Annotated in this window: 27 protein-coding genes; 1 reads left to right on the top strand and 26 read right to left on the bottom strand. The window is 43.4% G+C overall.

The features are described 5' to 3' along the window. Nucleotides 1-30 precede the first annotated feature (30 nt). From BO18_RS05385 to BO18_RS05415, 7 genes are all read right to left on the bottom strand, one after another. Nucleotides 31-534 (bottom strand): YgjV family protein, encoded by a 504-nt coding sequence (locus BO18_RS05385; protein WP_034444288.1) that lies wholly within the window; start codon nucleotides 532-534, stop codon nucleotides 31-33. Nucleotides 535-555: 21 nt separating this feature from the next. Continuing rightward, nucleotides 556-1,749: a BMP family ABC transporter substrate-binding protein gene (locus BO18_RS05390; protein WP_051688512.1), complete on the bottom strand. Its 1,194-nt coding sequence runs from the start codon at nucleotides 1,747-1,749 to the stop codon at nucleotides 556-558. Next, nucleotides 1,746-5,327, bottom strand: a complete 3,582-nt coding sequence (locus BO18_RS05395) for an HD domain-containing phosphohydrolase (RefSeq protein ID WP_051688513.1) — start codon at nucleotides 5,325-5,327, stop codon at nucleotides 1,746-1,748. Before BO18_RS05395 ends, BO18_RS05390 begins: the two co-directional genes overlap by 4 nt. A 148-nt stretch (nucleotides 5,328-5,475) precedes the next feature. Continuing rightward, entirely contained in the window at nucleotides 5,476-7,116 is a 1,641-nt protein-coding gene (locus BO18_RS32450; protein WP_051688514.1) for a PP2C family protein-serine/threonine phosphatase, read from the bottom strand. A gap of 43 nt (nucleotides 7,117-7,159) precedes the next feature. Next, nucleotides 7,160-7,345, bottom strand: a complete 186-nt coding sequence (locus tag BO18_RS05405) for a hypothetical protein (RefSeq protein WP_034444289.1) — start codon at nucleotides 7,343-7,345, stop codon at nucleotides 7,160-7,162. Nucleotides 7,346-7,450: 105 nt separating this feature from the next. After that, nucleotides 7,451-8,965, bottom strand: coding sequence for a sensor domain-containing diguanylate cyclase (locus tag BO18_RS32455; protein WP_051688515.1), 1,515 nt, complete (start codon nucleotides 8,963-8,965; stop codon nucleotides 7,451-7,453). Nucleotides 8,966-9,196: 231 nt separating this feature from the next. Continuing rightward, on the bottom strand, nucleotides 9,197-9,754 hold the full coding sequence (locus BO18_RS05415; protein WP_034444292.1) for a biotin transporter BioY: 558 nt from the start codon (nucleotides 9,752-9,754) through the stop codon (nucleotides 9,197-9,199). A 120-nt stretch (nucleotides 9,755-9,874) separates the two neighbouring features. Here BO18_RS05415 and BO18_RS05420 point away from each other — a divergent pair, with 120 nt between their 5' ends. Then, nucleotides 9,875-10,435, top strand: a complete 561-nt coding sequence (locus BO18_RS05420) for a GNAT family N-acetyltransferase (RefSeq protein WP_034444293.1) — start codon at nucleotides 9,875-9,877, stop codon at nucleotides 10,433-10,435. Here BO18_RS05420 and BO18_RS05425 read toward each other — a convergent pair. From BO18_RS05425 to BO18_RS05505, 19 genes are all read right to left on the bottom strand, one after another. Then, entirely contained in the window at nucleotides 10,419-10,958 is a 540-nt protein-coding gene (locus BO18_RS05425; protein WP_034444294.1) for an NAD(P)H-dependent oxidoreductase, read from the bottom strand. The two genes, BO18_RS05420 and BO18_RS05425, sit on opposite strands and share 17 nt — an antisense overlap. A gap of 148 nt (nucleotides 10,959-11,106) precedes the next feature. Then, a complete protein-coding gene (locus tag BO18_RS34220) occupies nucleotides 11,107-11,250 on the bottom strand; it encodes a FeoB-associated Cys-rich membrane protein (RefSeq protein ID WP_081860925.1) in 144 nt (47 codons plus the stop codon). A gap of 17 nt (nucleotides 11,251-11,267) precedes the next feature. Then, nucleotides 11,268-13,259: a ferrous iron transport protein B gene (gene feoB / locus BO18_RS05430; RefSeq protein ID WP_034444296.1), complete on the bottom strand. Its 1,992-nt coding sequence runs from the start codon at nucleotides 13,257-13,259 to the stop codon at nucleotides 11,268-11,270. A gap of 27 nt (nucleotides 13,260-13,286) precedes the next feature. Then, the gene (locus BO18_RS05435) at nucleotides 13,287-13,505 is read right to left on the bottom strand and encodes a FeoA family protein (protein WP_034444310.1); all 219 of its coding nucleotides are present in this window, start codon (nucleotides 13,503-13,505) and stop codon (nucleotides 13,287-13,289) included. A gap of 94 nt (nucleotides 13,506-13,599) precedes the next feature. Continuing rightward, complete coding sequence (locus BO18_RS05440; protein WP_034444313.1) at nucleotides 13,600-16,170, bottom strand: PEP/pyruvate-binding domain-containing protein; 2,571 nt, start codon at nucleotides 16,168-16,170, stop codon at nucleotides 13,600-13,602. A gap of 11 nt (nucleotides 16,171-16,181) precedes the next feature. Further along, entirely contained in the window at nucleotides 16,182-16,829 is a 648-nt protein-coding gene (locus tag BO18_RS05445) for an MBL fold metallo-hydrolase (RefSeq protein WP_034444316.1), read from the bottom strand. A gap of 70 nt (nucleotides 16,830-16,899) precedes the next feature. Beyond that, nucleotides 16,900-17,463 (bottom strand): rhomboid family intramembrane serine protease, encoded by a 564-nt coding sequence (locus tag BO18_RS05450; RefSeq protein WP_034444318.1) that lies wholly within the window; start codon nucleotides 17,461-17,463, stop codon nucleotides 16,900-16,902. Between the two features lie 149 nt (nucleotides 17,464-17,612). Continuing rightward, on the bottom strand, nucleotides 17,613-18,125 hold the full coding sequence (locus BO18_RS05455) for a nitroreductase family protein (protein WP_034444320.1): 513 nt from the start codon (nucleotides 18,123-18,125) through the stop codon (nucleotides 17,613-17,615). 273 nt (nucleotides 18,126-18,398) lie between these two features. Further along, nucleotides 18,399-18,866 carry an HD domain-containing protein gene (locus tag BO18_RS05460; protein ID WP_051688516.1) on the bottom strand — a complete coding sequence of 156 codons (468 nt, stop codon included), beginning with the start codon at nucleotides 18,864-18,866 and terminating at the stop codon, nucleotides 18,399-18,401. Between the two features lie 24 nt (nucleotides 18,867-18,890). Next, a complete protein-coding gene (locus BO18_RS05465; protein WP_034444322.1) occupies nucleotides 18,891-19,517 on the bottom strand; it encodes a flavodoxin family protein in 627 nt (208 codons plus the stop codon). A 38-nt stretch (nucleotides 19,518-19,555) separates the two neighbouring features. Continuing rightward, nucleotides 19,556-20,140: an SOS response-associated peptidase gene (locus tag BO18_RS05470; RefSeq protein WP_034444323.1), complete on the bottom strand. Its 585-nt coding sequence runs from the start codon at nucleotides 20,138-20,140 to the stop codon at nucleotides 19,556-19,558. After that, complete coding sequence (locus BO18_RS05475) at nucleotides 20,140-20,385, bottom strand: 2'-5' RNA ligase family protein (RefSeq protein ID WP_051688517.1); 246 nt, start codon at nucleotides 20,383-20,385, stop codon at nucleotides 20,140-20,142. Before BO18_RS05475 ends, BO18_RS05470 begins: the two co-directional genes overlap by 1 nt. Then, nucleotides 20,382-21,074: a YczE/YyaS/YitT family protein gene (locus tag BO18_RS05480; RefSeq protein ID WP_034444325.1), complete on the bottom strand. Its 693-nt coding sequence runs from the start codon at nucleotides 21,072-21,074 to the stop codon at nucleotides 20,382-20,384. Before BO18_RS05480 ends, BO18_RS05475 begins: the two co-directional genes overlap by 4 nt. Before the next feature lie 19 nt (nucleotides 21,075-21,093). Beyond that, nucleotides 21,094-21,654 carry a hypothetical protein gene (locus tag BO18_RS05485; protein WP_034444327.1) on the bottom strand — a complete coding sequence of 187 codons (561 nt, stop codon included), beginning with the start codon at nucleotides 21,652-21,654 and terminating at the stop codon, nucleotides 21,094-21,096. An 11-nt stretch (nucleotides 21,655-21,665) separates the two neighbouring features. Further along, complete coding sequence (locus tag BO18_RS05490; RefSeq protein WP_034444329.1) at nucleotides 21,666-21,899, bottom strand: hypothetical protein; 234 nt, start codon at nucleotides 21,897-21,899, stop codon at nucleotides 21,666-21,668. Nucleotides 21,900-22,068: 169 nt separating this feature from the next. Further along, nucleotides 22,069-22,224: a hypothetical protein gene (locus BO18_RS34725; protein ID WP_185752347.1), complete on the bottom strand. Its 156-nt coding sequence runs from the start codon at nucleotides 22,222-22,224 to the stop codon at nucleotides 22,069-22,071. A 33-nt stretch (nucleotides 22,225-22,257) separates the two neighbouring features. Beyond that, nucleotides 22,258-22,539 (bottom strand): Dabb family protein, encoded by a 282-nt coding sequence (locus BO18_RS05495; RefSeq protein ID WP_034444331.1) that lies wholly within the window; start codon nucleotides 22,537-22,539, stop codon nucleotides 22,258-22,260. A 322-nt stretch (nucleotides 22,540-22,861) separates the two neighbouring features. After that, nucleotides 22,862-23,224 carry a hypothetical protein gene (locus BO18_RS34730; protein ID WP_051688518.1) on the bottom strand — a complete coding sequence of 121 codons (363 nt, stop codon included), beginning with the start codon at nucleotides 23,222-23,224 and terminating at the stop codon, nucleotides 22,862-22,864. Between the two features lie 256 nt (nucleotides 23,225-23,480). Continuing rightward, nucleotides 23,481-24,041 (bottom strand): alpha/beta hydrolase, encoded by a 561-nt coding sequence (locus BO18_RS05505; protein ID WP_034444334.1) that lies wholly within the window; start codon nucleotides 24,039-24,041, stop codon nucleotides 23,481-23,483. Nucleotides 24,042-24,496 lie beyond the last annotated feature (455 nt).

Below are 24,496 nucleotides of genomic sequence, written 5' to 3' on the forward strand. Positions count from 1 at the left end.
TTCTTACACTTTGATGTACAAAGTTATCATTTATTGATTGGACTTGTCTTTTATCATCTTGAAAAGAGTTACTCCATTGGTAACAACAGTTGCCGCATCGAATAATGCTCCGGTATAGGATCCCAGAATAAAGTGGTAGAACATCCAGGGCACAAAAGAAAGTGTCACCAGAAGCTTAAACTTAATGGGATCCTTAACGTCCATAAAGATGATGTATACCACACACACTACTGCAGGAATGATACCAAGAAATCCCTGTTCATTTAATAGAACTGTCATCCCCACTGAAGCTATGATAAGTATGACCTTCCATGCTGTGTTCAGCTTTTCTTTGTAGCAAAGATAATTTCTGAAGCATGAAAGCACATTGTTTACTGCGCCTGTCACTCCTCCAAGTAGCAGCATGCTTACAGCCTGCATAAGGATCTGGACTATCTGTACGATCAGGATGCGGCTCTTTTTCTTAATGGCTCCTGAGCCCACCTGGACCATGGCTGCAATAAAATCAATGATGTTAGCAATAATTACATTCATATCTGTTTAATCTATCCTTTCTTATTCCACGATAGATATAATATCAGAAAGAATGTAATTAAACAAAGGATATGATGTATTTTCATTCTCAATATAGGGCTTATTAAGATCCCAGGTATCCGACGGATTGTCTGGGTTCACTCCGATATAATCTCCCTCGAATACAAAGTCGCCATTTCCACGCTTAAAACGATTTATGGCACTATCCATGGCTTCCTGGGTTCCCGGAGCTGCTATCTGCTGGTTGAGATCCACCATTTCAACCCAGCCTTTTTCAAAACCTGCTGAAACGTCATTTCCGTGGATACGTCCCTGTACGACAGTTTCTATCTTCTTATCTGCCATCCCCGCCTCAACAGCTGATAGAATATATGGTTCCCAGCATATCCTTGAGGTTACCAGTGATGTTCCCGGTGCAACCTCTGACATACTCTGGTTGTAGCCCACAAAGTAAACCTGACCGGTCTCTGATGCCTCTTCACAGGCGATAGCCGGGCCAATGGTATCGGTATGCTGAGAGATCACAACGCATCCGTCCTCAATAAGTTTCTTTGCTGCACTCTTTTCGTGAGCATAGCTGCTCCAGGTGTTGGTGTAGCTGACCTCCATCCTGGCTGTTGAAACTACGCTGCGTACTCCCAGAATAAATGCAGTATATCCGGAAATAACCTCCGATGTGGGAAATGCTGCAACAAACCCGACCAGTGCATTATCTTCAGTAATAACACCATCTGAGATCATCTGGGCAATCTTCTTTCCTGCAGCTATTCCACTGACATAGCGGCCCTGATAAGCCTCGCCCTTGAAGGTGTGGTAATTATCCGGGACACTCACTCCGTTCATGTCCATATAGGAAGTCTGGCAGAACTGAATCTTTGGATATTCAGGAGCCAGCTCTTTTACCAGTTCACTGTAACCGTTAAAAAAGATAATGTCGCAGCCTTCATCCGCCAGTTCCCTTAAAGGTTCTTCCATCTCATCATCAAGAACATTACTACAGGTCAGTATAGTTACCTGCTCTCCATATTTCTTTTCCACCGCATCCTTTGCAAGTGAAAAATTATAGGTATAAGGTGTGCTCTCGTCATTGTCGTAGACAAAACCAATCTTCAGGGAGCTTTTGGCAACCGATGGATTTATGATCCGGTAGCAACCAACGAAGATAATAAGAAGCACCAGACACGTCAGAGAAGTTATGATTTTTTCTCTCTTCATAGGTCAGCTCCTTTCTCATCCTCCGGATCATTATTATCCTGATCCTTCATTTCAGCTTCCTGGATCTTCTTGTCTTCCTCTACTCTCCTTGACAGTTCCTCCTGTGCATCGTGATCTGCCTGCTGGATTTCGCTTCGCCTCTGGGCATAAAGCGCATCCAGATTTATTACACCTTTATCAACAAGTCTGATGAAAGCATCCAGAACATTCGGATCAAACTGTGTTCCACGGCCACGTTTCATCTCATTCATTACATAGTCTGTATCCATGTGGTTTCTGTATACACGGTTGGAAGTCATGGCATCAAAGGCATCTGCAACACCAATGATCCTAGCATAAAGAGGTATCTCCTCCCCCTTAAGGCCCTCCGGATAACCCTTTCCGTCATACCTTTCATGGTGGTATTTGGTACCTTCCTCTACGTGTTCAACAAGCGTGAAGTCCTTCAGGATATCAGCTCCGCTCACAACATGGGACTTCATCTTGGCGTATTCGTCATCAGTGAGTCTTCCAACTTTATTAAGTACGCCATCAGGAATAGCGATCTTTCCGATATCATGCATCTGGGCAGCCTTGCGAAGATTGGACAGGAACTTGTCTCTTTGCCACCATTTGTAGCAGCCCATTTCCTGAGCGATCAGCACTGAGTATTCAGCAACCCTGGTTGAATGCTGGTTAGTTCTTACATCCTTAGCATCGACTGCGTTCGCAATAGCCATTACTGTCTCATTGGCCATGTTGATCTTGATCTGCTGCTGGTTAATCTGTCTCTGAACAATCATCCAGGTGAACCATATGATGAACAGTGACAGGATAATAAGCATATATGCTGTGAAGCCTGGCTGCTCATAGAATTCGCCTTCCTTAACCAACTCAAAGCTTCTTTCCTCCAGAACTTTTTCTCCTGCGCTGTCAAAAATTGCCAGACGGAAGGTGTACTCTCCGGAAGGAATGTTAACGTAAATGATATTGTTAAGGCTGTTCTGAGGAACTATCGTCCATTGGTTATCATATCCCTCAAGAAGATATCCAACGTTTGGTTCCTGAATAGTGTAGTTAAGGATCTCCGGTGACAGTTCCACACGGCTTACTCCCTGTCCCACTGTAATTGCTCCCATTCGGGCCATAGGCTGAAGCACACCATCCAGGCGAACAGATGCCAGCTGCATTCTGTAAGAACGGGCATCCGTGTTGTACTTTTCTACGTCAATGATATAAACACCTGTGTCGCAAGGAAGGAAAAGCTCACCGTTTCCGTTGTAGTAGTTCCAGGAGTTGGCTGTAAGAGATGTTCCCAGTCCCCTTCTCGCATCCAGAAGCTCCCAGGCGATCTCTCCTCCTTCCACCAGCTCATCACGTTCCACCACATAGATTCCTGCACTGGACATGACAAAAAGTGTGTCCTCATCCTTAACCCAGATATCATAGTTGTTAAAGTAAGGGAATTTATCCAGAACTCTTATAGTCCCTTCAGGATCAAGGTAGCAAAGGCTGTTACTGGTAACTATAAACACTCCCTCAGTTTTTGGATCCTTAACAGTCCTTAGGATAACACCGCTGCTAAGTCCATCATCTCTGGTAAGCATACGGTCAACTTTTCCATTCTTCAGAACTGCGATTCCGTCACCATCGGTACCTGCCAGGATTGTGCCATCTGCTCTTTCTGTCAGGGTCAGGATCATTGAATTGATAAGGCCATCCTCATTGCTTATGGTATTCACTATCTCATGATCCTTGATATAACTGATACCTGTATCACCTGCTGCCAATATGGTTCCATCGGAAAGACCTGTAACAATTCTGGCCCTGTTTCCGAAGCTTCCATTATCCGCATTGTAAGACCACTTCTCCCCATTAGGAGAATACTCTATAAGGCCGCTGCCATAGGTACATACCCACAGATGATTCTTTTCATCTACATACATGCAACGAATTCTTTTTCCGTCAAGCTCCTCGGTAAGATCATTGGTGATCTGGGTGTGGCCTGATTTATCCACAACATCGAGGCCTTTGTCGGTTCCAATGTAATAGCAGCGCTGCCAGGAAACAATAGCGTTGACAACTTTTCGCTCCAGACCAACAGCACCGTAAACATCTCTGAAGGGTGATTTTGCCAGTCTTAAAAGGCCAAGCCTTGAGGATGTAAACCAAAGGTTGCCCTGATAGTCGTAAATCATATTATCGATGGAGTTATTGAAATCGTTTGTGTTGAGGCGATGAGATCCTGCGGTATCAAGATAAGAAACACCGTCGTCAGCGCAGATGAACAGAGTGTCATCGTTAATATAATAAAGCTCATTGATATGATTTACATACTCGCATACCCTGACAGTCTTTCGAGCCAGCCTGTCCTCAGAAACATTGAAGCTATAGATACGATTCGTTGATGTTCCCACCATCAGAGTTCCATCCGGAGCAAAAGAGCAGCAGTTGTAAACATCCTCTCCATCAGGAAGCTGAAAACTGTCAAGGACCTCTCCTCTCTTCAGCAGGAACAGTTCCCCACTCGAAGTAACGGTTGCCACATGACCATCATCATCTGCCGCTATACTATCCGCATAATTGATCTCTTCAAGAGTGTTAGCAATCTTAAGACCATTGTTCATGGCAAGAACCTGAAGACTGCCTGAAGTTCCAATATAATAATATCCGTCAGTTGCACGGATGATACTTCTTACTGAATTGGATGGAAGCCCGCCGGACTGATCAATGACATTGACCACCTGCTCACGGATAACAATTGCAAGGCCATTGTCATTGGTGCCTATCCAAAGACGTCCCTCTTCATCAACATAGAGGCAGTTTACATTCTTTACTGTCTCATAACTGTCTATCCACCTGAACTCACGTCCGTTATAGCGATACAAGCCCGCATAGGTTCCAATCCACAGAACACCGTCATTGGTCTGGGCGATGTCATTGGCTTCACCACAGGGAAGGCCGTTGTTACTGCTAAATATGCTCTGAACATAATCGTTAAAATCAACCGAATCAACGTATTCAGCATCCTGAGCTTTTACAGGCATCTCAAAGGCAAGGCTAAGAGACAGGATTAGGAAAAGAGCTGTTCCAACAGTACTACCTCTTTGTATTGCCTTATCTTTTGCATCTTCCTTCCCGGCTTTCCTTAAAAGCACAACAACATAAACAGCTGCAATAGTAAGGACCTTGTCGGCAAATTCAATTGCCAGCTGTCCCAGTACGCAGCAAATAAAGATGGGCCATTCCCTTTCCAAAAAGTAATTGATTATCCCATCTCCCCAAATGTTTCCTGTTCTTCCATCGGTAAAAGTAAGATTCACAGGCACCGAAACCACCAGTGCTGTGAGCATAGCTAAAGAAGCGGCCATCATAAAGCCGTAGAAATGATCAAACCATTTTCTCTTAGCCGCCATACCAACGATAATGCCCAGGGCAATGCTGGTGATAGAATAGGCAGCCGAGATCGGATTGACAACACTGTAGGCAAGATTACCGGTCAAACCTACTACTGCGCCACAGAAAGGCCCGGCGATGTAAGCACAAAGCGCCGTGCCAAAAGAATCAGCCCAAAGAGGCCATTCCAACTTAACGGACAAGAACTTCCCTCCCAAGTTCAAACCCACGCACATAGCAGTAAACAGTATAATCTGCCAGATTTTCCATTTTTTCATACGTTCCTACCCCTAATATTTCAGAACTTAGAATCCCCGAAAAAATCTGCTACAGAATTAATTATATTCCATATTACGTTAGCACTTCAAGACAAAGCATAGTAAGATCATCAAATTGCGAAGCGCCTTCTATGAAACTGTTCACATCACTTTCAACCGCCGGCAATAGCTCTTTTCCCGGAAGGGTGGCATTGTGATTGAGGCATTTAAGGAGCCTCTCAGCCCCATAAAGAACATCATCCCCTCTTGTGGCCTCCACTACGCCATCAGTAAAGATAAAGAGCTTATCGCCACCAGACAGTCCTATGCTGTCTTCCGCAAAGTCCATATCCTCATCGATGGCAAGAGGCGGATCATGCTTGGTGACATAGTATTCAAACTCATCTTTGGAGTGCCTGTAGATTGCCGGGTACTCATGACCTGCGTTGGCAAAAGTGAGCTTATGCTCAGAAATTGTGTATACTCCCAGCCAGGTAGTAACAAAGAAGAATTCCGGGTTGTTCCTACAGAGCTGCTGATTTGTTTTTTTCATGATCTGGGAAACGCTCTTCTCCATGGTCGCAACATTTCTTATAATGATGGTCGTGATCATCATGAAAAGAGCTGCTGGCACACTTTTGCCTGCAACATCACCCACTACCATGCACAGGTGATCGTCGTCTATCAAAAAGAAATCATAGAGATCACCACCAACCTCCTTGGCTGGAGTCATGGTTGCAAAGATATCAAATTCGTGCCTGTCAGGGAATGCAGGAAAATCAGTGTTAAGAACACCTGCCTGGATATTTGTGGCTAGGGACATCTCCGCTGAAAGATGCTCTTTCTCCGAAGTCATCTCCCTGATCCTACGCATGGTCTCGTTTATATCCTTCTCCATGTCAGAAAGGGTCCGCCCCAGAGTATCCATTTCCAGGGATGCTCCCATAGACCTGTTCTCAAAGAAGGTCTCAGCCACCTCCTCTGCAGTCTTATCTCTTTTGGTATATTCATAGGCAGACTCTGCCAGTAAATTGACAGGGTCAATGATATTCCTTTTAGTGACAAAAGAAATGATAACGGCTGTAAGGATCACCAGCATCAAAAGTGCAAGCAGGAAAAAGATAAAGTTCCTGGCAACACTTTTTACAAAATCATTTATATAAATATCGCCTGTTACATAAGCGATAAAATTTCCTTCTTTATCATAGAGCTTTACGTAATTAGTGGCTATCCATCCATTGACGTCACCATATCCAAAAATCATGGAAGCATCAGAAGAAGCTATCTTCTCTATTGTTTCGAGGCTATCCTGCCCTGGAATATCTGTGCGAATCCACTGTCCCGGCGCATAAGCATGTTCCAGATCATAGCCATCAATGACATAGATAATACGATGTCTTTCTTCATCCGGAATTACTATAGCAACACTATCTAACTGGGCATAATCCACAGCCTTTTCCATAACCGCTCTTGAAACCCAAAAATCATCATTGATAAGATAGGCGAACCTGTCCATGTATTCCTTTGAAAAGGGATCGTCAAGACCTTCAGATTCCACCTGATCATAAGTGCTTCTCACTTCGTCGCAGATATACTCCACGAAATTGGCATCAAGAATAGAGAGAGCAAACTCCAAACTGTGAGTTGTCTCTCTCTTATATCCCTGAATAGATGTTGCGATGTTAAGTGCAAATCCTATGCTTCCAACTATTAACAAAAGACTTGCTGAAACCATAAGAATAGCATTAATCGTCAATCTTTGTAGAGGTTTCTTTTTTTTAGTGCCCTTTTTTCTCATAATATTTTAGAATGTCATCTTGTGTAGGAGCATAGCCACTAAGACCTCCATTATTATCTCGCCTCGTAGCATATCCGGGTTCCAATGTTCCTGGAGGTATCTCTACGCCTGTGCCCCCGGCAATTATATTAAGTTCCTTTTCATTTAATTTATTGATATCGCTCATATGTCTGGCCTCCTCCTAAGAAATATGTCTTTCTGATAGTTTTATACGAACCAGATTCATCCATGGCAATTATTCATAAATAATTATACCATGACTTTTATATAATTACCTTTTGTGGACTCTTCGATCGATTCCATTTGTTTCATAATATCTGGCTTTTGACTGATACATTTCGTCGTCCGCCTTCTTCTCCAGCTGATGGACCGTCATGTCAGGATTATCAATGTAGGAAGCATAGCCTATTGAGATTGATAACTTATCCGAATACTTTCCGCGCCATCTTCCTGCCAGGGTTTCCACATCTTCACATATGTCCTTTGGATCGTCCGTGTGGAGGATCGCTACAAACTCATCTCCACCTGTTCGGTAAGCCTTCCCCTTACCACCAATAGCCATTAAAAGACATTCTGCTGCACCTTTTATCAGTTCATCGCCCCCTGCATGTCCCTTGGTGTCGTTGACCATCTTAAGCCCATTAACGTCAGCTGATAAAATGACAAAATCCTTATCAAGCCCTTTTTCTATCTCTTTATTCAGGTCTTCCTCGTAGCTTCTACGGTTAAACAACCTGGTAAGCTCGTCTGTCATGGCAATTCTGATAAGGTGCTCCTCACGCATCTTCTCGCCATTTACATTTCGTGTGGTAAAGACAATCTGTGTAGGAATACCATTTTCATCTACTTCCACGGGAATGTACTGGGCTCTGAACCATCCTTCACCCATATCAACAAAGTCTTTACTAAGAAGCTTTTTCCCTGCAAGTCTGGATCTGACAGTTGAGATGTTGGTGTACTCTATAAAGTCTTCAAGCTGATCCGGCATTATTTTTTCTCTGAGTCTCCTGCTTAAAGCGGTGTGATTCTGGGAACCAAGATCGATGCTGCGCCTCACCGGATCCTTGTCTCTGACAGAAATCTCTGTTCCTTCTATGAAATCGATCAGATTAACCTGATCATAGATATCAGCAATAGCCTGAAGGATATTTACTTTGTCCTGGATTTCCATATCTTTGGCTTTCTCAAGCTGAACAACAGCTCTGGAAGCCCGGAGTAGGGAGTGAAAACGAATCACCATTCCGGTGACTGAAACTATCATCAGAACACAATAATTTATGACATGTATCCCTGCAGCTCCGTCTATTCTATATAGAAACGCATACAGGAAACCATACGAAAACAGTGTAGCTATGGCGCTAACCCAGGGCTTAAAGACAATAAAACAGACCAGCATGATCTCCACCGCATAGAAAGTCAGTATCTGTTCTCCTTCCTGATATCGGCGATAAGATGCCAGTACAGCCCAGATTGACATGAGCATATAGTAGATAGCATTAACTGCCACTACCTGTAAATGATTCATGGATGTTTTTTTCAGAAGTGCCCTTGTGGCAAAAAAGCCCACAAGACAGGTTGCTATGCAGAAAAGCACACTATAAATGCTTATCCATTCATATCTTCCAAGGCTCTTTCTGGTCACGACAAACAAAGTCAGCGTAATGGATTCAAAGATAGCCACGACAATAGAGATTCGCTCTATATTTCTCGTGCTGTTCTTATCCATCAGTTCTCTGACTTCGTCATCGATCACCGGAAAGAAATAGTTCCTTATCTTCTCTAACATGGAATCATCCTTTGCCTTTCCTCCAAAAAAATTATACCACTTATAATGCGCAAAAATGCGCTTCTGACGGATGCATATTTTTTTTATTGTTTATTAATATCTACTTTATTATTTATATCACTTCACTATGACATAATGGGAAAGAAGGAGCTGGAATTCTGATATTGCACTTTAAAAGGCTGACCCCTTTTGACTGGGCCAGCCTTTTTTGTTTTTGTCGACTTATCTTAATCAAAGAAGATTTGCTTTACGCATGGCTTTCCTTAAGGTATCGCCAAGGATTCCGGAAAGGACAAGCTTCATGATAGTGGTAGGGATAAAGGGCAGGACACAGGCTGTAACTGCAGCCATAAAGGTTGAGTCTGCTGCGAATACGAACCATATTGTGCCGACCAGGTAATTGATGATAACGCCTGCCAAAAGTCCAAGCCAGTAGACAGGGCTCTTCACTCCCTTGTCAGCCACAAGTCCGGATACCAACGCCATGATAGGAAATGAAAAGATAAATCCACCGGTAATTCCGAAAACATATCCAATTCCTCCTGCGAGATTCGCCAGAACCGGAACTCCCACCATAGCAAGAAGTACATATACTAAAGTTGATATTGTTCCCCTCTTTGCTCCCAGAACTATTCCAGCAAGCGGAACTGCCAGAGTCTGTAATGTAAGTGGAACTCCCGCAGGAAGTGGAATTGAAATCTGCGCCATAACCGCAATGATTGCTGTAAAGATTGAGATATAGCAGATATCTCTTACGTTAATTGTCGAAACCTGTGTTGCTTTTTCCATGTTGTTATGTCACCTCATGCATTCATGATTATTTCGTATACTGTTTTATCACAGAAATTGTTCCTTTACAACGAATAATGTATTATCATAGTCTGAATAAATAACAACAGGAGAAAAGCCATGCCATCACAAGAGTATAAAATAAGGACCGCAACGCCTGAAGACGCAGTTGCCCTTGTTGAAATCTATGACTATTATGTGCGGGAGACCGCAATTACTTTCGAATACGATACTCCTTCAGTGGAAGAGTTTGAAGGCCGTATGCGCAAGGTTCTCCAGCGTTTCCCATACCTTGTTGTTGAACAGGGAAAAGAGATATTGGGATACGCCTACGCAAGTCCCTTCCACGAAAGAGCTGCCTACCAGTGGTGCGTAGAGATGAGCATCTATTTAAAGAAAGACGCCCGTGGAAATGGACTTGGATCAATGCTCTATACTGAGCTTGAAAACCGTCTTAAATCTCAGGGCTTCTTAAACTTCTACGCCTGCATTGGTTACCCTGACGTTGAAGATGAACACCTCACCTTTGCCAGCGTCCGCTTCCACGAAAAAATGGGTTACACCCTCATCGGGAAATTCAGCAGATGTGGCTACAAATTTGACAGGTGGTACAACATGGTCTGGATGGAAAAGCTTGTGCCACTCCCCCAAGACCACTCATTGCCTAAATTGCCGAACTGAGGATAGCTTCCACATCGGCTCCTATAATATCAAGGCCCGTAGCCTTGATGAGTTCCACTTCATCTATACCGTAAAAGTTTTGGGCGAGGGCTTTGACATAGCCGAACCCAAACTCCTCAGGTACGTAGCTTCCGCCTGCCGTCATTACGTAGTACAGCTTTTGGGCGTTGCATAGACCTTTTGGGAAGCCTTCAGGAGTATACTCGAAGGTCACTCCCAAAACGTTTATGACTTCTATGTATTGTTTCAGTTTCGCAGGAAAAGACAGATCCCAGTACGGAGCAGCTATCACAATAGTATCTGCCTTGGCGAACTGCCTGGCCAGGACAAACATCTCATCATCAAAGATCCCTTCGGCAATCAGGGCATCTCTCTTTTTCAGATACGCTTCATTTGTCACAGGAAAAGAGATATCTTCCAGCCGCAGAGTTTCCACTTCACCATCAAGCTTTGCTAAAAGAGCTTTTGCCAGTCTCATTGTTCTTGACTGCGTTCTTACACATGCATCAATAAAAAGAATCATAGGTCCCCTTTCCTCGATGTTTCAATAAGATAATCTGCTATTCTCCCCCAATTATATATCAAAGAAATCCAGTGTGCATCGCCATTTGCAAAAAAATCGACCGTGCGTTAACGGTCGATTTCTGTCGTGAATTGCTTTTTTATACTGTTTAGTGGCAATTTCCTTCCTTGTGACAATTTCCTGCCATTGGGCACCCAATGCAATGAGTGCCCTTTTTCTTTTCTTTGTAAATATAACGGATTGATGTTCCAAGAAGCAGTATTATCACTGCCCCAGCAATAATGTTTGCCATAAAAATATCTCTTTCTATTAGTCGAGCTTGTACTCAAGAACCATTGCTTTCTGATTTCTCTTTATCAGATATACTATTATACCAGCAAATACAGCGATTGCGATAAGTCCATATACAAATCCTGTTCCGAAAGCGCCGGTTGTGAAAAGAGTTCCAAACTGATATACAAGGAATCCAACTGTGAAGCCTGTTGCAAGCTGAAGTCCGATTGCACCCCACAGCCACTTAGCTGACTTCATCTCTGAATTCATAGCTCCAAGAGCTGCAAAGCATGGTGGTGTGTAAAGGTTGAACATAAGGTATGCAAGGGCTGCAACCTTTGTGATTCCCATAACTGCTGCTACTGCGTTTCCTTCACCGATAAGCTCAAGTTCCTCTGTATCAATGAGGTTAGAGATTGCAAATACTGTAGCAATTGTTCCAACAACGTTTTCCTTTGCGATAAATCCTGTGATAGCTGCTGCAGCCAGCTGCCAGCTTACGATACCAACAACAGGAACAAGAAGATATGCAAATGGTCCTGCGATACCTGCAAGGATTGATGTGCTCTCCATTCCCTCTTCAACAGGCTGGAAGCTGAAGTTAAAGGTGCTCATGATCTGAACTACTGTGTTACATACAAGAATAACAGTTCCGGCCTTAACGATATATGCCTTACCTCTTTCAAGCATGGACTTAAGTGCAAATGTAAGGCTTGGTACCTTGTACTCAGGAAGCTCAATGATAAAGAAGCTCTTTCTGTACTTCATACCTGTGATAGCTTTGATAAGAAGTGCTCCAAGGAGGATAAGGAGAATTCCAACAAAGTAGGATGCAAAGCCAACCCATCTTGATTCAGGGAAGAAGGCACCTGCGAAAAGAGCTATTACAGGAAGCTTAGCTCCGCAAGGCATGAAGGTTGCAAGCATTGCTGTTGAACGTCTTTCCCTCTCATTCCTGATGGTACGGCAGGACATGATAGCCGGGATTCCGCAACCAGTTCCGATGATCATAGGGATAACAGATTTTCCTGAAAGACCTACTCTCTTGAAAATAGGGTCAAGTACTACTGTGGCTCTTGCCATATATCCGCAGTCCTCAAGGAGTGCGATAAGGAAATACATAACCATAACCAGTGGAAGGAATCCTACAACGGCTCCGACACCACCGATAATACCATCAACTAAAAGTGCATAGAGAAGTGGATTGGCATCTGCCATTGCATCTCCAACCATTCCCTGGAAGGACTCGATCCAACCTGCCAAAAGCTCTGAGAGCCATGTTCCGACTGTGGTCTGTGAAATGTAGAACACAAGCCACATAACTGCAGCAAATACAAATATTCCAATAACAGGATGTGTAACAATACTATCTATCTTGTCGCCGAAGTTCTTGTCCTTTGTAAGGACCTTTCTGTTCTCAACTTCGCTTACAATCTTATTAACAAATTCGAATCGCTTTCTGTCAGCAGCTTCTACTGCAGCCTTATCTGTAAGGTCCACATTCCCCTGTACATAAGGTTCTGTCTGGCCCTTTCCTTCAAGTTCTGCAGCAGCTTTAACCACCTCTTTAAGACCGATTGCAGATGTTGCTACAGTCTTGATAACAGGGCATCCAAGCTTTTCTGAAAGAAGCTTTTCATCAATGGCATTACCCTTCTTATCATTGGTATCATTCTTATTAAGTGCAACAACTACAGGCACACCAAGTTCCAGAAGCTGTGTTGTAAAGAAAAGGCTTCTGCTAAGGTTTGTTGCATCCACAATGTTAATGATGGCATCAGGGTGCTCATTCTTAACATATCCGCTGGTGATACTCTCCTCTGATGTAAATGGAGACATTGAATATGCTCCCGGAAGATCCACAGCGATAAGCTCCTTGTCCCCATCATAGTAGCTCTTTTTTATAACGCTCTCTTTCTTATCGACAGTAACACCTGCCCAGTTTCCGATCTTTTCGCTTCTGCCGGTAAGGGCATTGTACATGGTAGTTTTTCCGCTATTAGGATTTCCTGCCATTGCGATTCTCATAACATTTTCCTCCTGCTTTTTTTCATTTTATATATTTACCTTGATAGCTGCGGCTAACTCAGGGTCAATATTATATCTTGCATCTTTGATAGCGACCACCAGATTTCTTTTCTTGTCTACCACGGTAATCTTCTCTCCGCTGTAGCATCCCAGGGAAAAGAGAAAGCTCTCCATCTCCTCATCTCCGCCGGTTTCCACAGAATCTATGGTGTATTCTCTACCGAGCTCAACTTCGTTTAGTGTCATAAAAGCCTCCTACATTCAAGTTAGCATAGTTTAACTTTTATTAGCCACTGCTAACTCATACATAGAATATTCTTATTAAGAATTTTTGTCAATACTAATTTTTTAGCAGGAAATGATTCTTTTCAAGATCATAGAAAAGAGTGCACTCATTCCCCTTCATATCGAGCACTTTGACAATATCAGCATCGGTATCTGCTTCGATAAAATCCGAAGTGATATTCTTGTACTGCCAAAGTTTTTCAGGTGAAAAGTGCAGTGTCTTCTCATTGGCAAAGACAGCAGTGTATAAGATATCCGCTTCAACCAGATCCTGGAAGATATGGCTACCATAGGAAAGCTCCGGATTATATCCTGCTTCCTTTTCCTCAACCTCGCACACAACCTCAAAGTCACTTATGTCTGCAAATGTTGTGGGTACACCAAGTTCAGGAGATGAAGTCCCAATTCGGCCAGGAACCATGAGCATCATATGCCTGTCCTGACCTCTGAAGGTCCAGTTGATCTTTCCAATAGTCCTGGCAATACGGGTCTTGACCGCATAGGGCATGTTGTAATAAGCCTTGGGGTCCACAAAGACTACAAGGTCAATAGGAACACTTCTTGAGAGGCCCATCGATGAATCAACTGTCTCCAGGATCTTTTCTTCGTCTGATACTTCAGTGGGAACTGCCACGTTTCCTGTATCCTTGAACACCTGAAGAGGTCTGCACTGCAAAAGATTTATGGAGTACTCTCCGCTCTCAGACAGGTTCATGGTAAATTCTATATCAACCGGGTGATCGTATTCCTTCTGGATAAGCTGCATCAGCTGTTGCATCTGCGTCATGATGACCTGTTTCTTGACAAGTCCCCTGCAGGAGATAAATCTTACATCCCGGTAGATACCTCTTTCCTTAAGGGAATCCTCAACTTCGTAGTCGTGCTCTAAGAGTGTATTCACCAGGTACATTGGGAGCTTGCTTTCAATTTCCTTAAGGTCCAGGCGTTTAAGTGCATGCTCGTTAACATCCATGGCTTCTACTGCTCGCTGTGAAAACTGGTGCTTTTCCGCCACTGTAACTGACGAAGTTGCCTCAGGCATATCAAGGCTAACAAGTCTTGGGTAGGAGCCCATGGTCCTGTCTACAGCAGAGGTACCAAGCCCCATGACGAGCCTTAACATCCCGGCTTTTGGATCAATTCCTGCCAGGAACTTATAGGGGCTGTAGGAGTAGCCGACACCTGCAGCACAGGGCATGTAGTATGGTCCATAGTAAGACCCTGATACCCTCTGGATAAGCAGCGCCATCTGTTCATCTCTTTTATCAAGGCCTCTTCTCTTTCTGTAATCAAGGGCAGAAAGGCTCATGGTGCTGGCGTATACTGTCCTAATGGCATTTTCAAATTCCTCAAGTCTTTCCTCGAGAGTGCCTCTGTTGGCGCAGAACACCGATTCATATTTTCCCGCAAAGGCATTGCCAAATCCGTCTTCCAGGATACTGCTGGACCTGACGATGAAGGGATCCTGGCCGTAGTATTCAAGGATATGTTTGAACTGGGTCCTGAGCTCTTCGGAAAAAGAGCCGGTCTTTAGTTTTTCAGCGAACTCCTCAGCCAGGGAAAAATACTCTTCCTCTGTCCTCTGGCGGATTCGAAGGTCCCAGAATTCATTATCAACAATATAGGTGTAGTAAATGTCAGAGCCCATGAAGAAAGAATCATGGGGCTCTAAAACCTCATTTATCTCAGGACTCATATTTCGGATGATAGCTCTGGCAAGCAGCATTCCGCAGGCTTTTCCTCCGATCATTCCCGTTCCTATCATATGGTTCCTGACAGCAAAATAGTCCTCGGGCTTGAAGTGCTTTTTTACCATCTGACGCATCTTTTCATCTCTGGTCATCATGATATTGCACATCATGTTGCAGGATTCGGTCATGTCCATCTGGCTTTCATACTGGACTTTTGCAGTATTAAAGAACTTATCCCAGAAATCCATGTACTGGTCTTCGCCGGGTCTTTGGAAATTATCAAGGAGCTGATAAAAGCGACTTGAGCGCACGCCGTCCAAAATAGGTCTGAAGGTTCCGTCATCTTTTTTATAGATATGTGGAAGGAACATGGTCTCAGAATCTCTGTTCCAGACCTTCTCCGGTCTTACATAGACATTTTGTGAATCAGAATATACATCCAGGAATAATTGGGTAGTGTTAAGAATCTTTTGTATAGAATGAAAAGAGTGTCTTCCCCGTATGATCGGGAAGAATGCGACTGTATCAAGAATAAATAGAAACGGGCAGGTTACTCTGAAAAAATTGCCCATCATAAGATCAGTAGCCCATCGGATCTGAAGTTCCGACAGACAATCAAAAACGTAGAAAGCGTCCTTGCCCTCTTTCTCTATGATGTTGTGGATATCCATTGTAAAGGTCTCAAACCGGTGGGTGAGCGGAACCGGATAGGTCTTTACTTCGGGGCAGTCATCAACCAGCGGCTCATGACTGGCAAACCGGAAGTAGATGATATTTCTTTTATCCCGTTTGGCCTGCTCGATATACGGATCCACAAACAGCTTGAACTCTGACAGGTTAGACACCCGGAATACCACGTTGTCACCCAGCCTGATGTTATCAAGGGCTTTGTCCATCTCTGGTATTCCGGACAGTACTCTTTCAAATGCAGCCATAGGGTATCTCCTTATTGGTCAAAATATTGAATTTTCTCCACAACCTTGACGGGGCTACTAACAAGTCCTGCAAAGGTTTTGGCGTCGGCCTTTTTTCCAACAATGCTGCCATAGTGGGTAGGAACTGCATATTCAGGTTTTATTGTGTTGATAAGGTCAGCAGCTCTTTTGGCATCCATTGTATAAGTTCCGCCGATAGGAACAAGTGCGATATCGCATTTAACCTGCTTGGCTTCCTTGGTAGCGCCTGTGTCTCCTGCGATGTAAATGCGCTTTCCTTCAAGATTTAGAATATATCCAACCCACTCTGCGCGTCTTGGATGGAAGGGCTTTAAAGTGTTATATGCAGGAATCGTCTCAATCTCAAGTCCATTTATCTCTTTGCAATCACCTGGGGTAACCGAGAAAATTTCTTTTACCTCGGGCTCAAGCTCCCTGGCGTCATCGATCATGCTCTCAGGCACCACAAGAATGGTGGACTCTTTTATGACCTTGCGAATATCCTCTAAGGAGAAGTGGTCGTAATGACTGTGGGTGATCAGGACATAGTCTGCGTCGTGGAACGCCTCTTTTATCTTGAAAGGATCCACGTAGATGACGCCTGCATCACTGTTCATCTTAATGCTGTTCTGGGTAAAAACTTCAATCTTGTCTATCATCAAACACTCTCCTGTAGATCAGAAACTGTTTTTGTTCCATTAACAATTTTACTATATTCCGGTGCATTTATCACTTTTTATTCAGCTTATAGCCAACAACAGCGCCTACAATTCCGCCCAGGATATGAGACATGTTGGAAATGTCATCCTCAAGGAATACGCCTTCGTAGACCTGCTGCCCGATGAAGACAATGGCAACCAGGATGAAGGTTAGGGGGATCTCGCCGTTCTTGAAGCTGGTGAAGGATGTCAAAAGAATGAAGGCAAAGACCACGCCACTGGCTCCACAAAGAGCCACGTTCCAGAACAGGAGGTAGTTCATAACGCCCGTAACCACTGCCGTTATAAGGATTACCTGAAGAATTCTCTTTGATCCGTATTTTTCTTCCAGCATTGGTCCCAGCAAAAGAATATACGATGCGTTTCCAATGTAATGAGCCCATCCACCGTGACCCAGCACGTGGGTAAAGAACCTTACGTAGGTCAAGGGATTGGTCAGGGACGAATGATAGGTCATGAACAAAAGCTCATTGCTTACGCCTGCTGTGAGAATTCCCAGCAGTAATACCGCCAGGCTTATGAATATGAATCCCAACACTACCGGGGAATTAAATGTTATCCTTAGTTTTTTCATAAAAATCCCTTTCTCTCTTCAGCCTTCCCTCATACTCACCCCCAAAATGCATTTACAGCAATGCATCCACTTTCAATTTTACTATATTCACGCACATAAAAAAATGCCATGGTAACGGCAATTTGAAACCGAAACATGGCATCTGTGTGTTAAATATAGTTTACTGTCTCTGACAGTTCTTTTCTACTGTTGTGATTATCAAGTGGGCCAGCTCCTTCTGCAGCGTAGCCAAGATCCAGAAGCATCAGAATCTCTTCATTTTCCGGAAGGCCAAGGTCTTTGGAAAGCGCATCCGGATCAAAGAAATTCAGCCAGCAGCTGTCTACGCCTTCGTTCGCTGCAGCAAGCATCAGGTGGGTTGCAACGATAGAAGCATCCTCAACACCGGAATCTCTTTTTCCACCTGGATATGTGAATACATTGTTCTTATCAAAAGCAACAACCAGTACTGTAGGTGCGCCATAACGACAAGGTGTTGCCTTATCGATCTTAGCAAGATTCTCTTCTGACTCAACAACATAGATGTGCTGCTCCTGAAGATTCTTAGCTGTAGGTGCCATGCGTCCAGCCTCAAGGATCTCATTGAGCCTTGCCCTGTCCACTCTTCTCTCGCTGTACTTTTTGCATGAATAACGATTCTTTACTACGTCTTTGAATTCCATTGTTACTCCCCTTTCTCTTGGCAGTTCTTTACCCAAAAATGACTCGCAGGAGCTTCAGGCATTGGACTACCTGTAATAACAGACTTAATAACTCTTCTATGAATTCCAACCATGATTCCAAATAAAAAAGCAAATGCTACTAATAAACTCTGATTTCTCAACTCAATTACCTCCTGCTCGCCATTTGTATTTTGTCACGTTTAATTGCACGCAATCGTTATTATAATACAATCCCTTAAAAAATCAAGCTGTTTCTTAAGCCTCTCGTCCATCTTATTTTGTCACTCCAAATTCCTTCATTAAACTGTCGAACCTTGCCTGCTCTTTTTCTTTGATTGGCTTTGACAGGTCGTTCACGCAATGGTGGATAACATCTGCATCCTTGAGCACTTCATCCATGGGGCTGTCTACTGTCAGCTTGTCATCATGGTGATAAATCGCTGAACAGATAATATCCGTTTCCTCAGGTGTTGTGAGTTCCAGCTTTGTTAGGATCTTCCTGGCATAATCAGCACCAAGATGCGCATGGTCATCATATGATCCAGTCTTGTAGGCATGCATGTCATGAAGCATTGCTGCCATTGCTGCAAGCTCCGGATCCAGACCTCTTTTCTTCGCTATCATCTGCGCAGCAAGAGAAACTCCGTAAAGATGCGCTATAGCACTGGTCCTTTTATCTTCATCTTCCATCTTGTTAAGCTTCCTATCAATGTACTTTCTCAGTTCTTTTAATCTGCTCATAAATCCCCCTTATAGTGCTATACCTCACTTCCCATCAGGAAAGCTTGTAAATGATTCTCTCTCAACCTTGGGCTCGCCGTACTTCTCTTTTGCATCAGCGAAGGCCTTGATCATGAAGGACATGTTCCTTGCCAGATTCCTCATTGTCTGAAGTCCTTCAAGGTCCTTCTTAACATCTTCTGCCGTAAAGCCATGGACCTGATTCCAATATGTACTTGGAGCTACTGGCATTCCGCTGATAGTAAAATACTTGTTCAGCACATCGAAAGTTGCTGTATTTCCGCCTCTTCTGGCACTGACAACTGCTGCCCCCACCTTAAGGTGCTTGGAAAAAGACGTACTGTAAAAGAGCCTGTCCATGAATGCCAGAATGGTCCCGTTGGGTGATGCATAATAAACTGGGCTTCCAACAACAAGGCCGTCAGCCTCTTCAAACTTTGGAGCAACCTCATTTACAAGATCATCAACAACACACTTCCCATTCTTCCCACAATACCCGCATGCAACGCATCCTCGAATATCCTTATTTCCGACCTGAATTACTTCAGTCTCAATCCCCTCCTCGGAAAAGACCTTTACCATCTCGTCCAGTGCTGTTGCTGTGCAGCCATTAGCACGTGGACTTCCGTTCAGTAATAACACCTTCGCCATAAAAATCTCCTCTCTGCCTCATCCGGCAATCACCTTTTTCAGAACAGGCTTAGCTGTTCGTAATCACTACTCCTATCAAGCTCCGGCATTGGTTCACGAAGCATTTCCATTGCAGCTGTGGAATCCTTCAAATAATCCCTGACATTTACCCTATCGATCATGATGGGCATCCTATCGTGGACTGGCTTCATTGATGCATTCGCCGCAGTTGTCAGTATCACAAAAGAGTCTCTGTTCTCACTCAGATCATAGAATCCAGCGAGATAAATAGGCTTTTCATCAGCTCTTTTAAACATGAACTTCGTCTTGTCACGATCCCATTCGTAAAAACCCGCAGCCGGCAGAATACATCGTCTATTCCGGATACTATCGGAAAACATTGATTTTTCTACCACTGATTCAGCCCTGGCATTTATGATGAGCTTTTTATCCCTAGATACTATGCCCCAGAACAGTTCTGACAGTGCAATATCTTCGTCCGTGCGCTTATCCCAGATAATCCCCGGAGTCACCATCCCAGGAGTGATATCCCCTGCACGAGTAGCAAGTGCTCCCCTGGTAAGATGAAGGTCATCCTCTACTTCATATGCAGTTTTGTCGCTGTAATAATATCTCCCGCACATCAAAAAGCTCTCACATATCCGATCTCTGTATAAACCATGCCATGTTTTCCCTGCTCGGATTTCATCAGGGATATGCCATTTACTCGCATTTTTTCAGAGGTGTTCTCATCAGAAAACATCGGGACATCCTTAGCTCCGCTGGCTCTTCTGACAAGAGTTATATGGGACATAAATTTCTTTTTATCAAAATCGATGTCATTGTCTGAAAGAGCATGATGAACCTCCTTATCCGCAACTGCCGTCAAGCGACTTTCCTATTCGCAAAGACCTTCACTGAATCTGCTAAATGCTGGTGATGAACATGTGTCGCATCAAACTTCACAGATGAAAAAGCCATCTGCATTATCGGACCTGTTGCAAAGGCGCAGATCAGTGTGCCGATACCTACCGGTCCTCCAAGGAGCCAACCGATAAATGTGGCAAGGCTTAAAAGTGCAATGCTCACTGCTCCTATGGGGATCTTATTCGCCCTCTTGGCAAGCGCCACAAGCAGCGTATCTCTGGGGCCACATCCAAGAGAAGCACTCATATAGGTATACTGGGTGTATGCCATGATTACCAGCCCGATGAGCATGACTACAACGCCCTTTGGTACCGAATCGCATTTGGGAACAACGTTTATCTTGTTAAAAAAGTCTACGGCTTTTCCCACTACAAAGGCATCAATAAACATTGCTATTCCAATTGGCTCTTTTAAAGCAATATCCACACCCAGGATTGCATATGAAATAGCAACCGAAGCTGTTCCATAAAGGATTCCCAGCGTTTTTGACAGGCCAAGATTTAATACATCCCATGGTCCTGCTCCGATATTAGCCTGTATTGTCAGATATACTCCAAATCCGTTTACGAACAAGCTGACTGCAGCCAATAACATGTTTGTGACTATCGCCCTGGTTGTCCGGTTTTCTTTTAATCTACTATTATTCAACATTTCTATAACACACTTCCAATTATGCACAAATCTGTGCTACTAAAACTTTCGCCCCCTCAACTTGAATATCGAGAAGCAAACCAGTATCCGCACAGTCTTTCAGATATTGAGCGAAATCCTCTTTTGACACATCTTCAGGACCGCCCTCGCCGCCAACCATCTGAAATACTGTTTGATCAGTAATGATGAATGACGCTTCATCTATATCATTCGTTGCTACGGGATCCTGGGCTTTGTCATTCCTAAAATTGGTAACACCTTTTACCGTAAGGAAATCATCTTCGATGCGGGCTTCGTAAATGATTGCCTGAAGGACACCATATTCGTCCGGTTCTCCTGCACTTTCCTTATCTGAAGCTCTTAAATATCCACTCACCCAATATGAGCCTTCATCATTTAAGGCTTCCGTAAAATGCGTTTCTGTGGTATCAGTTTCAGGTAAAGATTCTGATTCCGTGACAGTTTCAATGGGTTCCAAAGAAAGACCTGTTACTGCTCCAGCTTCTGGGTTTTCCGCCTTTCCACACCCCAATAGAGTGACACAAATAGATGCTGCTACTAAGAATGATAATTTTTTCATTTTTTCCTCCTCTACATCTTATATCCACAATCAGCCTTCTGGGGGCCATCAACGCCAGATTCGTAATGGGCTCTAAACTCCATGTTGATTTCACGGATTTCCTTAAGCCCATCTATATACGGCTGATACATCTCGATCAAACCAGAACTGCATCCATCGCAGCTGCCATTGATATTGCCGATTGACTCAGCAATTATGCGTTCTCTCTCTTCTCTAGTTGTGTCTTTTATCAGAATTGAACTCATTCGTCATCACCTCTTTTAATGCTGCCTGCTGGCAGGTGTCCACAAAGCAGCCTCTTTATCTGAGAATCTGTAGCCACCGGATAAAGCTCTTTTATATGGTTCGCGATAGCGCTCCCTGAATCTTCAGGCTTTTCGCTGTATCTGGAAGTCCAGTAAATCCTTGTACGTCCTATTTGTCGTCTTCCTTGTCCTTAGTCTCTTCTACCAAAACAAATCTGTCATCGGGCTGCTTGCATCTCGGGCACTGATCTATGTCCCTGATGCTTCTGCCTTCTTTTTCCTCGTCAAAAATGTAACCGCACGCCATACATCTGTAAACCGCCATAAGCACCTCCTTAGATATCCCACTCTCCGTCGTTCAATCGCAGTCAAATATTGCCTTGCTCTCAAGCCTACCTCCGTAAGTATCCTTCCACTTCTTATGCACTTCAGATGCATCGAAGTTATTAAGTCCTTCCTCAGACAGATTCATCTCTATCATGATACTGTATCTGTTCTCTCTGGTGCTGTTGGACTTATGTATCACAAAAGACTCCACTCCCGGAATCTTCAGCGTCTCATTAAACAGCTCCTTTATTTCCGGAAGAAGCCTTTCTGTGTCATCTCTGTCTTTGAACTTCGCAATAATGTAATGTTTCATACTCAAAACCTCGTTCCACATTTCGTTCCACGCGTTTCACATTTGGTTAAATGAAAAAGTTACTTCTACTTTCTAACCCAAATTTCTTTCCGTACGGGTTTCACATTTAGGGCAGGTCACAATTTTTTCACAACATTTTAAGCTTCGTTTAAAGTTCAAACTGTATGATAAAACCATCAAGAAGAACAAAACTTCTTGAACCCCACACAACACTTTTTTCATAACACACTGCCCTCTGGTCCCACACTCCAGAGGGTCCTCCCTAAACTAACGCCGTTGGTCTTTTCTCATATAAAAAAGGTCAGCGGCTTCATATATTCCATCATTTCTCTTTTAAAGCTTCCTCTCTGGCATCGTCATAATCATAACTGCCTTTTAATATTCCAGTAAGGGAATCTGTAAGATAAGAAGCCGTCTTATCTTTAGGAATAAACCGACCTACTTCCTGACTGTCGAGATCAGAGTAGTCCTTGTTTATAGCGCTGTCTATCCCATTTTTGATGGATTCCTTTATCTTTGCCTTAACCTTCTTTTTGGCTTTCTTTTTGAGCACCTTTAAAGCTATAAGAGCAATTAAAATACCAAATGCTGCCAACACTACAAACATGTTGTCTTTTAGCATTTTCCATGCTCTCTCACGTCTTTTCTTTCTGAGGTATTTCTCTATACGTTCTTTCATACCCATAGATCCTTTCTGTTCATCTACGTTTCACAGACTATTTACATCATTCATTATACTACGCAATCTAAATGACTGCCTTTGCTAATGCTCTAAGCTGCTCCATAGCTACAGTCCTCAGAGTTTCAGAATTAAGCTTCATAAAAAGGGCCTTCAACTCGCTATAGTCCTTCTCGCCATCAGAATTAAGCTCCGTCCTGAATTTTGGAGCTACTCCCCTCAATATCCAATCTATGCTCTTAGGAAGGATTTATATTTTCATTCAAATCATCCCATTAACCTTGTCAAGAATCCCAGGCATCCTGCTGCAATCAATAATCGGATCGTTAGTCTCTAATGAATGATTAGCACCGTCCACTTTGTACAGATCAAGATGAAGTTCTTCACACTTAGTCTCTGCCAGTTCCGTATCGCACCACGGATCAGCTGTGCCATGGAACACTATCCCGCAGTTATCCCTGAGATGATTAAATGTTTCAGGCACTGGTGTAAACACAATATGGCTGGCATTTATCCCGTTCTCTTTGTCATAATATGCTGCAACAGTAGTTCCTATGCTCTTTCCGATAAAAACAACGTTCTTATAATCTGCATAGTTTACTGACGAAAGCTGCTTCTTTGTCTCGCTTACAGCATGTAAAAAAGCCTCATTCTTAGCCTCTTTATCATTCATGATATCTTTGGCTCTTATCTGAAAATCATAGCTGATCTCAATAACTTCGTATCCACGTGCTTTTGCAAGTTTCTTGGAATAATATAAAAGTGGTTTATCACTGTGATAGCCCATTCCGGGAAATACCACAGCCAGTTTGTCAGACTTCATCTTAATCAAGTATCTCCATTCTCTTTAACTCTCCCTTTTTATCCAACCATCTCTGCAAGCATTGCTGCAGAGTGTCGCTTGGTAAATCTATTCTATCACTCCAAAAGATACATGTTCTACTATCATAAAGTTATTCTGGCTGCAGGCTCTGGTTTCCTTATCCATATTTACCCTATTGGGGAAACAAAAATCGGAGCAACCTCGTTGGGGGAAGTTGCTCCGGTTATCATATTTAAGTCTCATTCAAATTTCTCTGCCATCAGCATCGATCACTTCAATCTGATCATTATCTCTTTTACCTAACAAAAGATTGCTCTTATTGGCAGCCAGGTAAATTACAATCGCCAGGATGTCATCAATTGGTCCTGGAACGAAATCTACAGGCGATACGACATAGACAATAAGCAGTGCGAATAAATCCTGTTCGAATTAGTATTAATGTCTGCCATGCCGTT

The organism is Butyrivibrio sp. AE2032 (assembly GCF_000702965.1).

Coding starts and splice junctions, on each gene's coding strand:
- BO18_RS05440 (WP_034444313.1), bottom strand. CDS start 16,170: ATGGCTGCATTTGAAAGAGTACTGTCCGGAATACCAGAGATGGACAAA.
- BO18_RS05455 (WP_034444320.1), bottom strand. CDS start 18,125: ATGGAATTCAAAGACGTAGTAAAGAATCGTTATTCATGCAAAAAGTAC.
- BO18_RS34730 (WP_051688518.1), bottom strand. CDS start 23,224: ATGGGTATGAAAGAACGTATAGAGAAATACCTCAGAAAGAAAAGACGT.
- BO18_RS05420 (WP_034444293.1), top strand. CDS start 9,875: ATGCCATCACAAGAGTATAAAATAAGGACCGCAACGCCTGAAGACGCA.
- BO18_RS05470 (WP_034444323.1), bottom strand. CDS start 20,140: ATGTGCGGGAGATATTATTACAGCGACAAAACTGCATATGAAGTAGAG.
- BO18_RS05460 (WP_051688516.1), bottom strand. CDS start 18,866: ATGAGCAGATTAAAAGAACTGAGAAAGTACATTGATAGGAAGCTTAAC.
- BO18_RS05495 (WP_034444331.1), bottom strand. CDS start 22,539: ATGAAACATTACATTATTGCGAAGTTCAAAGACAGAGATGACACAGAA.
- BO18_RS05505 (WP_034444334.1), bottom strand. CDS start 24,041: ATGAAGTCTGACAAACTGGCTGTGGTATTTCCCGGAATGGGCTATCAC.
- BO18_RS05390 (WP_051688512.1), bottom strand. CDS start 1,749: ATGAAGAGAGAAAAAATCATAACTTCTCTGACGTGTCTGGTGCTTCTT.
- BO18_RS05435 (WP_034444310.1), bottom strand. CDS start 13,505: ATGACACTAAACGAAGTTGAGCTCGGTAGAGAATACACCATAGATTCT.
- BO18_RS32455 (WP_051688515.1), bottom strand. CDS start 8,965: ATGTTAGAGAAGATAAGGAACTATTTCTTTCCGGTGATCGATGACGAA.
- BO18_RS05485 (WP_034444327.1), bottom strand. CDS start 21,654: ATGAAAAAATTATCATTCTTAGTAGCAGCATCTATTTGTGTCACTCTA.
- BO18_RS05385 (WP_034444288.1), bottom strand. CDS start 534: ATGAATGTAATTATTGCTAACATCATTGATTTTATTGCAGCCATGGTC.
- BO18_RS05425 (WP_034444294.1), bottom strand. CDS start 10,958: ATGATTCTTTTTATTGATGCATGTGTAAGAACGCAGTCAAGAACAATG.
- BO18_RS05465 (WP_034444322.1), bottom strand. CDS start 19,517: ATGGCGAAGGTGTTATTACTGAACGGAAGTCCACGTGCTAATGGCTGC.
- BO18_RS32450 (WP_051688514.1), bottom strand. CDS start 7,116: ATGGTTTCAGCAAGTCTTTTGTTAATAGTTGGAAGCATAGGATTTGCA.
- BO18_RS05445 (WP_034444316.1), bottom strand. CDS start 16,829: ATGATAGACAAGATTGAAGTTTTTACCCAGAACAGCATTAAGATGAAC.
- BO18_RS05480 (WP_034444325.1), bottom strand. CDS start 21,074: ATGTTGAATAATAGTAGATTAAAAGAAAACCGGACAACCAGGGCGATA.
- BO18_RS05405 (WP_034444289.1), bottom strand. CDS start 7,345: ATGAGCGATATCAATAAATTAAATGAAAAGGAACTTAATATAATTGCC.
- BO18_RS05450 (WP_034444318.1), bottom strand. CDS start 17,463: ATGAAAAAACTAAGGATAACATTTAATTCCCCGGTAGTGTTGGGATTC.
- feoB (WP_034444296.1), bottom strand. CDS start 13,259: ATGAGAATCGCAATGGCAGGAAATCCTAATAGCGGAAAAACTACCATG.
- BO18_RS05415 (WP_034444292.1), bottom strand. CDS start 9,754: ATGGAAAAAGCAACACAGGTTTCGACAATTAACGTAAGAGATATCTGC.
- BO18_RS34725 (WP_185752347.1), bottom strand. CDS start 22,224: ATGGCGGTTTACAGATGTATGGCGTGCGGTTACATTTTTGACGAGGAA.
- BO18_RS05490 (WP_034444329.1), bottom strand. CDS start 21,899: ATGAGTTCAATTCTGATAAAAGACACAACTAGAGAAGAGAGAGAACGC.
- BO18_RS34220 (WP_081860925.1), bottom strand. CDS start 11,250: ATGGCAAACATTATTGCTGGGGCAGTGATAATACTGCTTCTTGGAACA.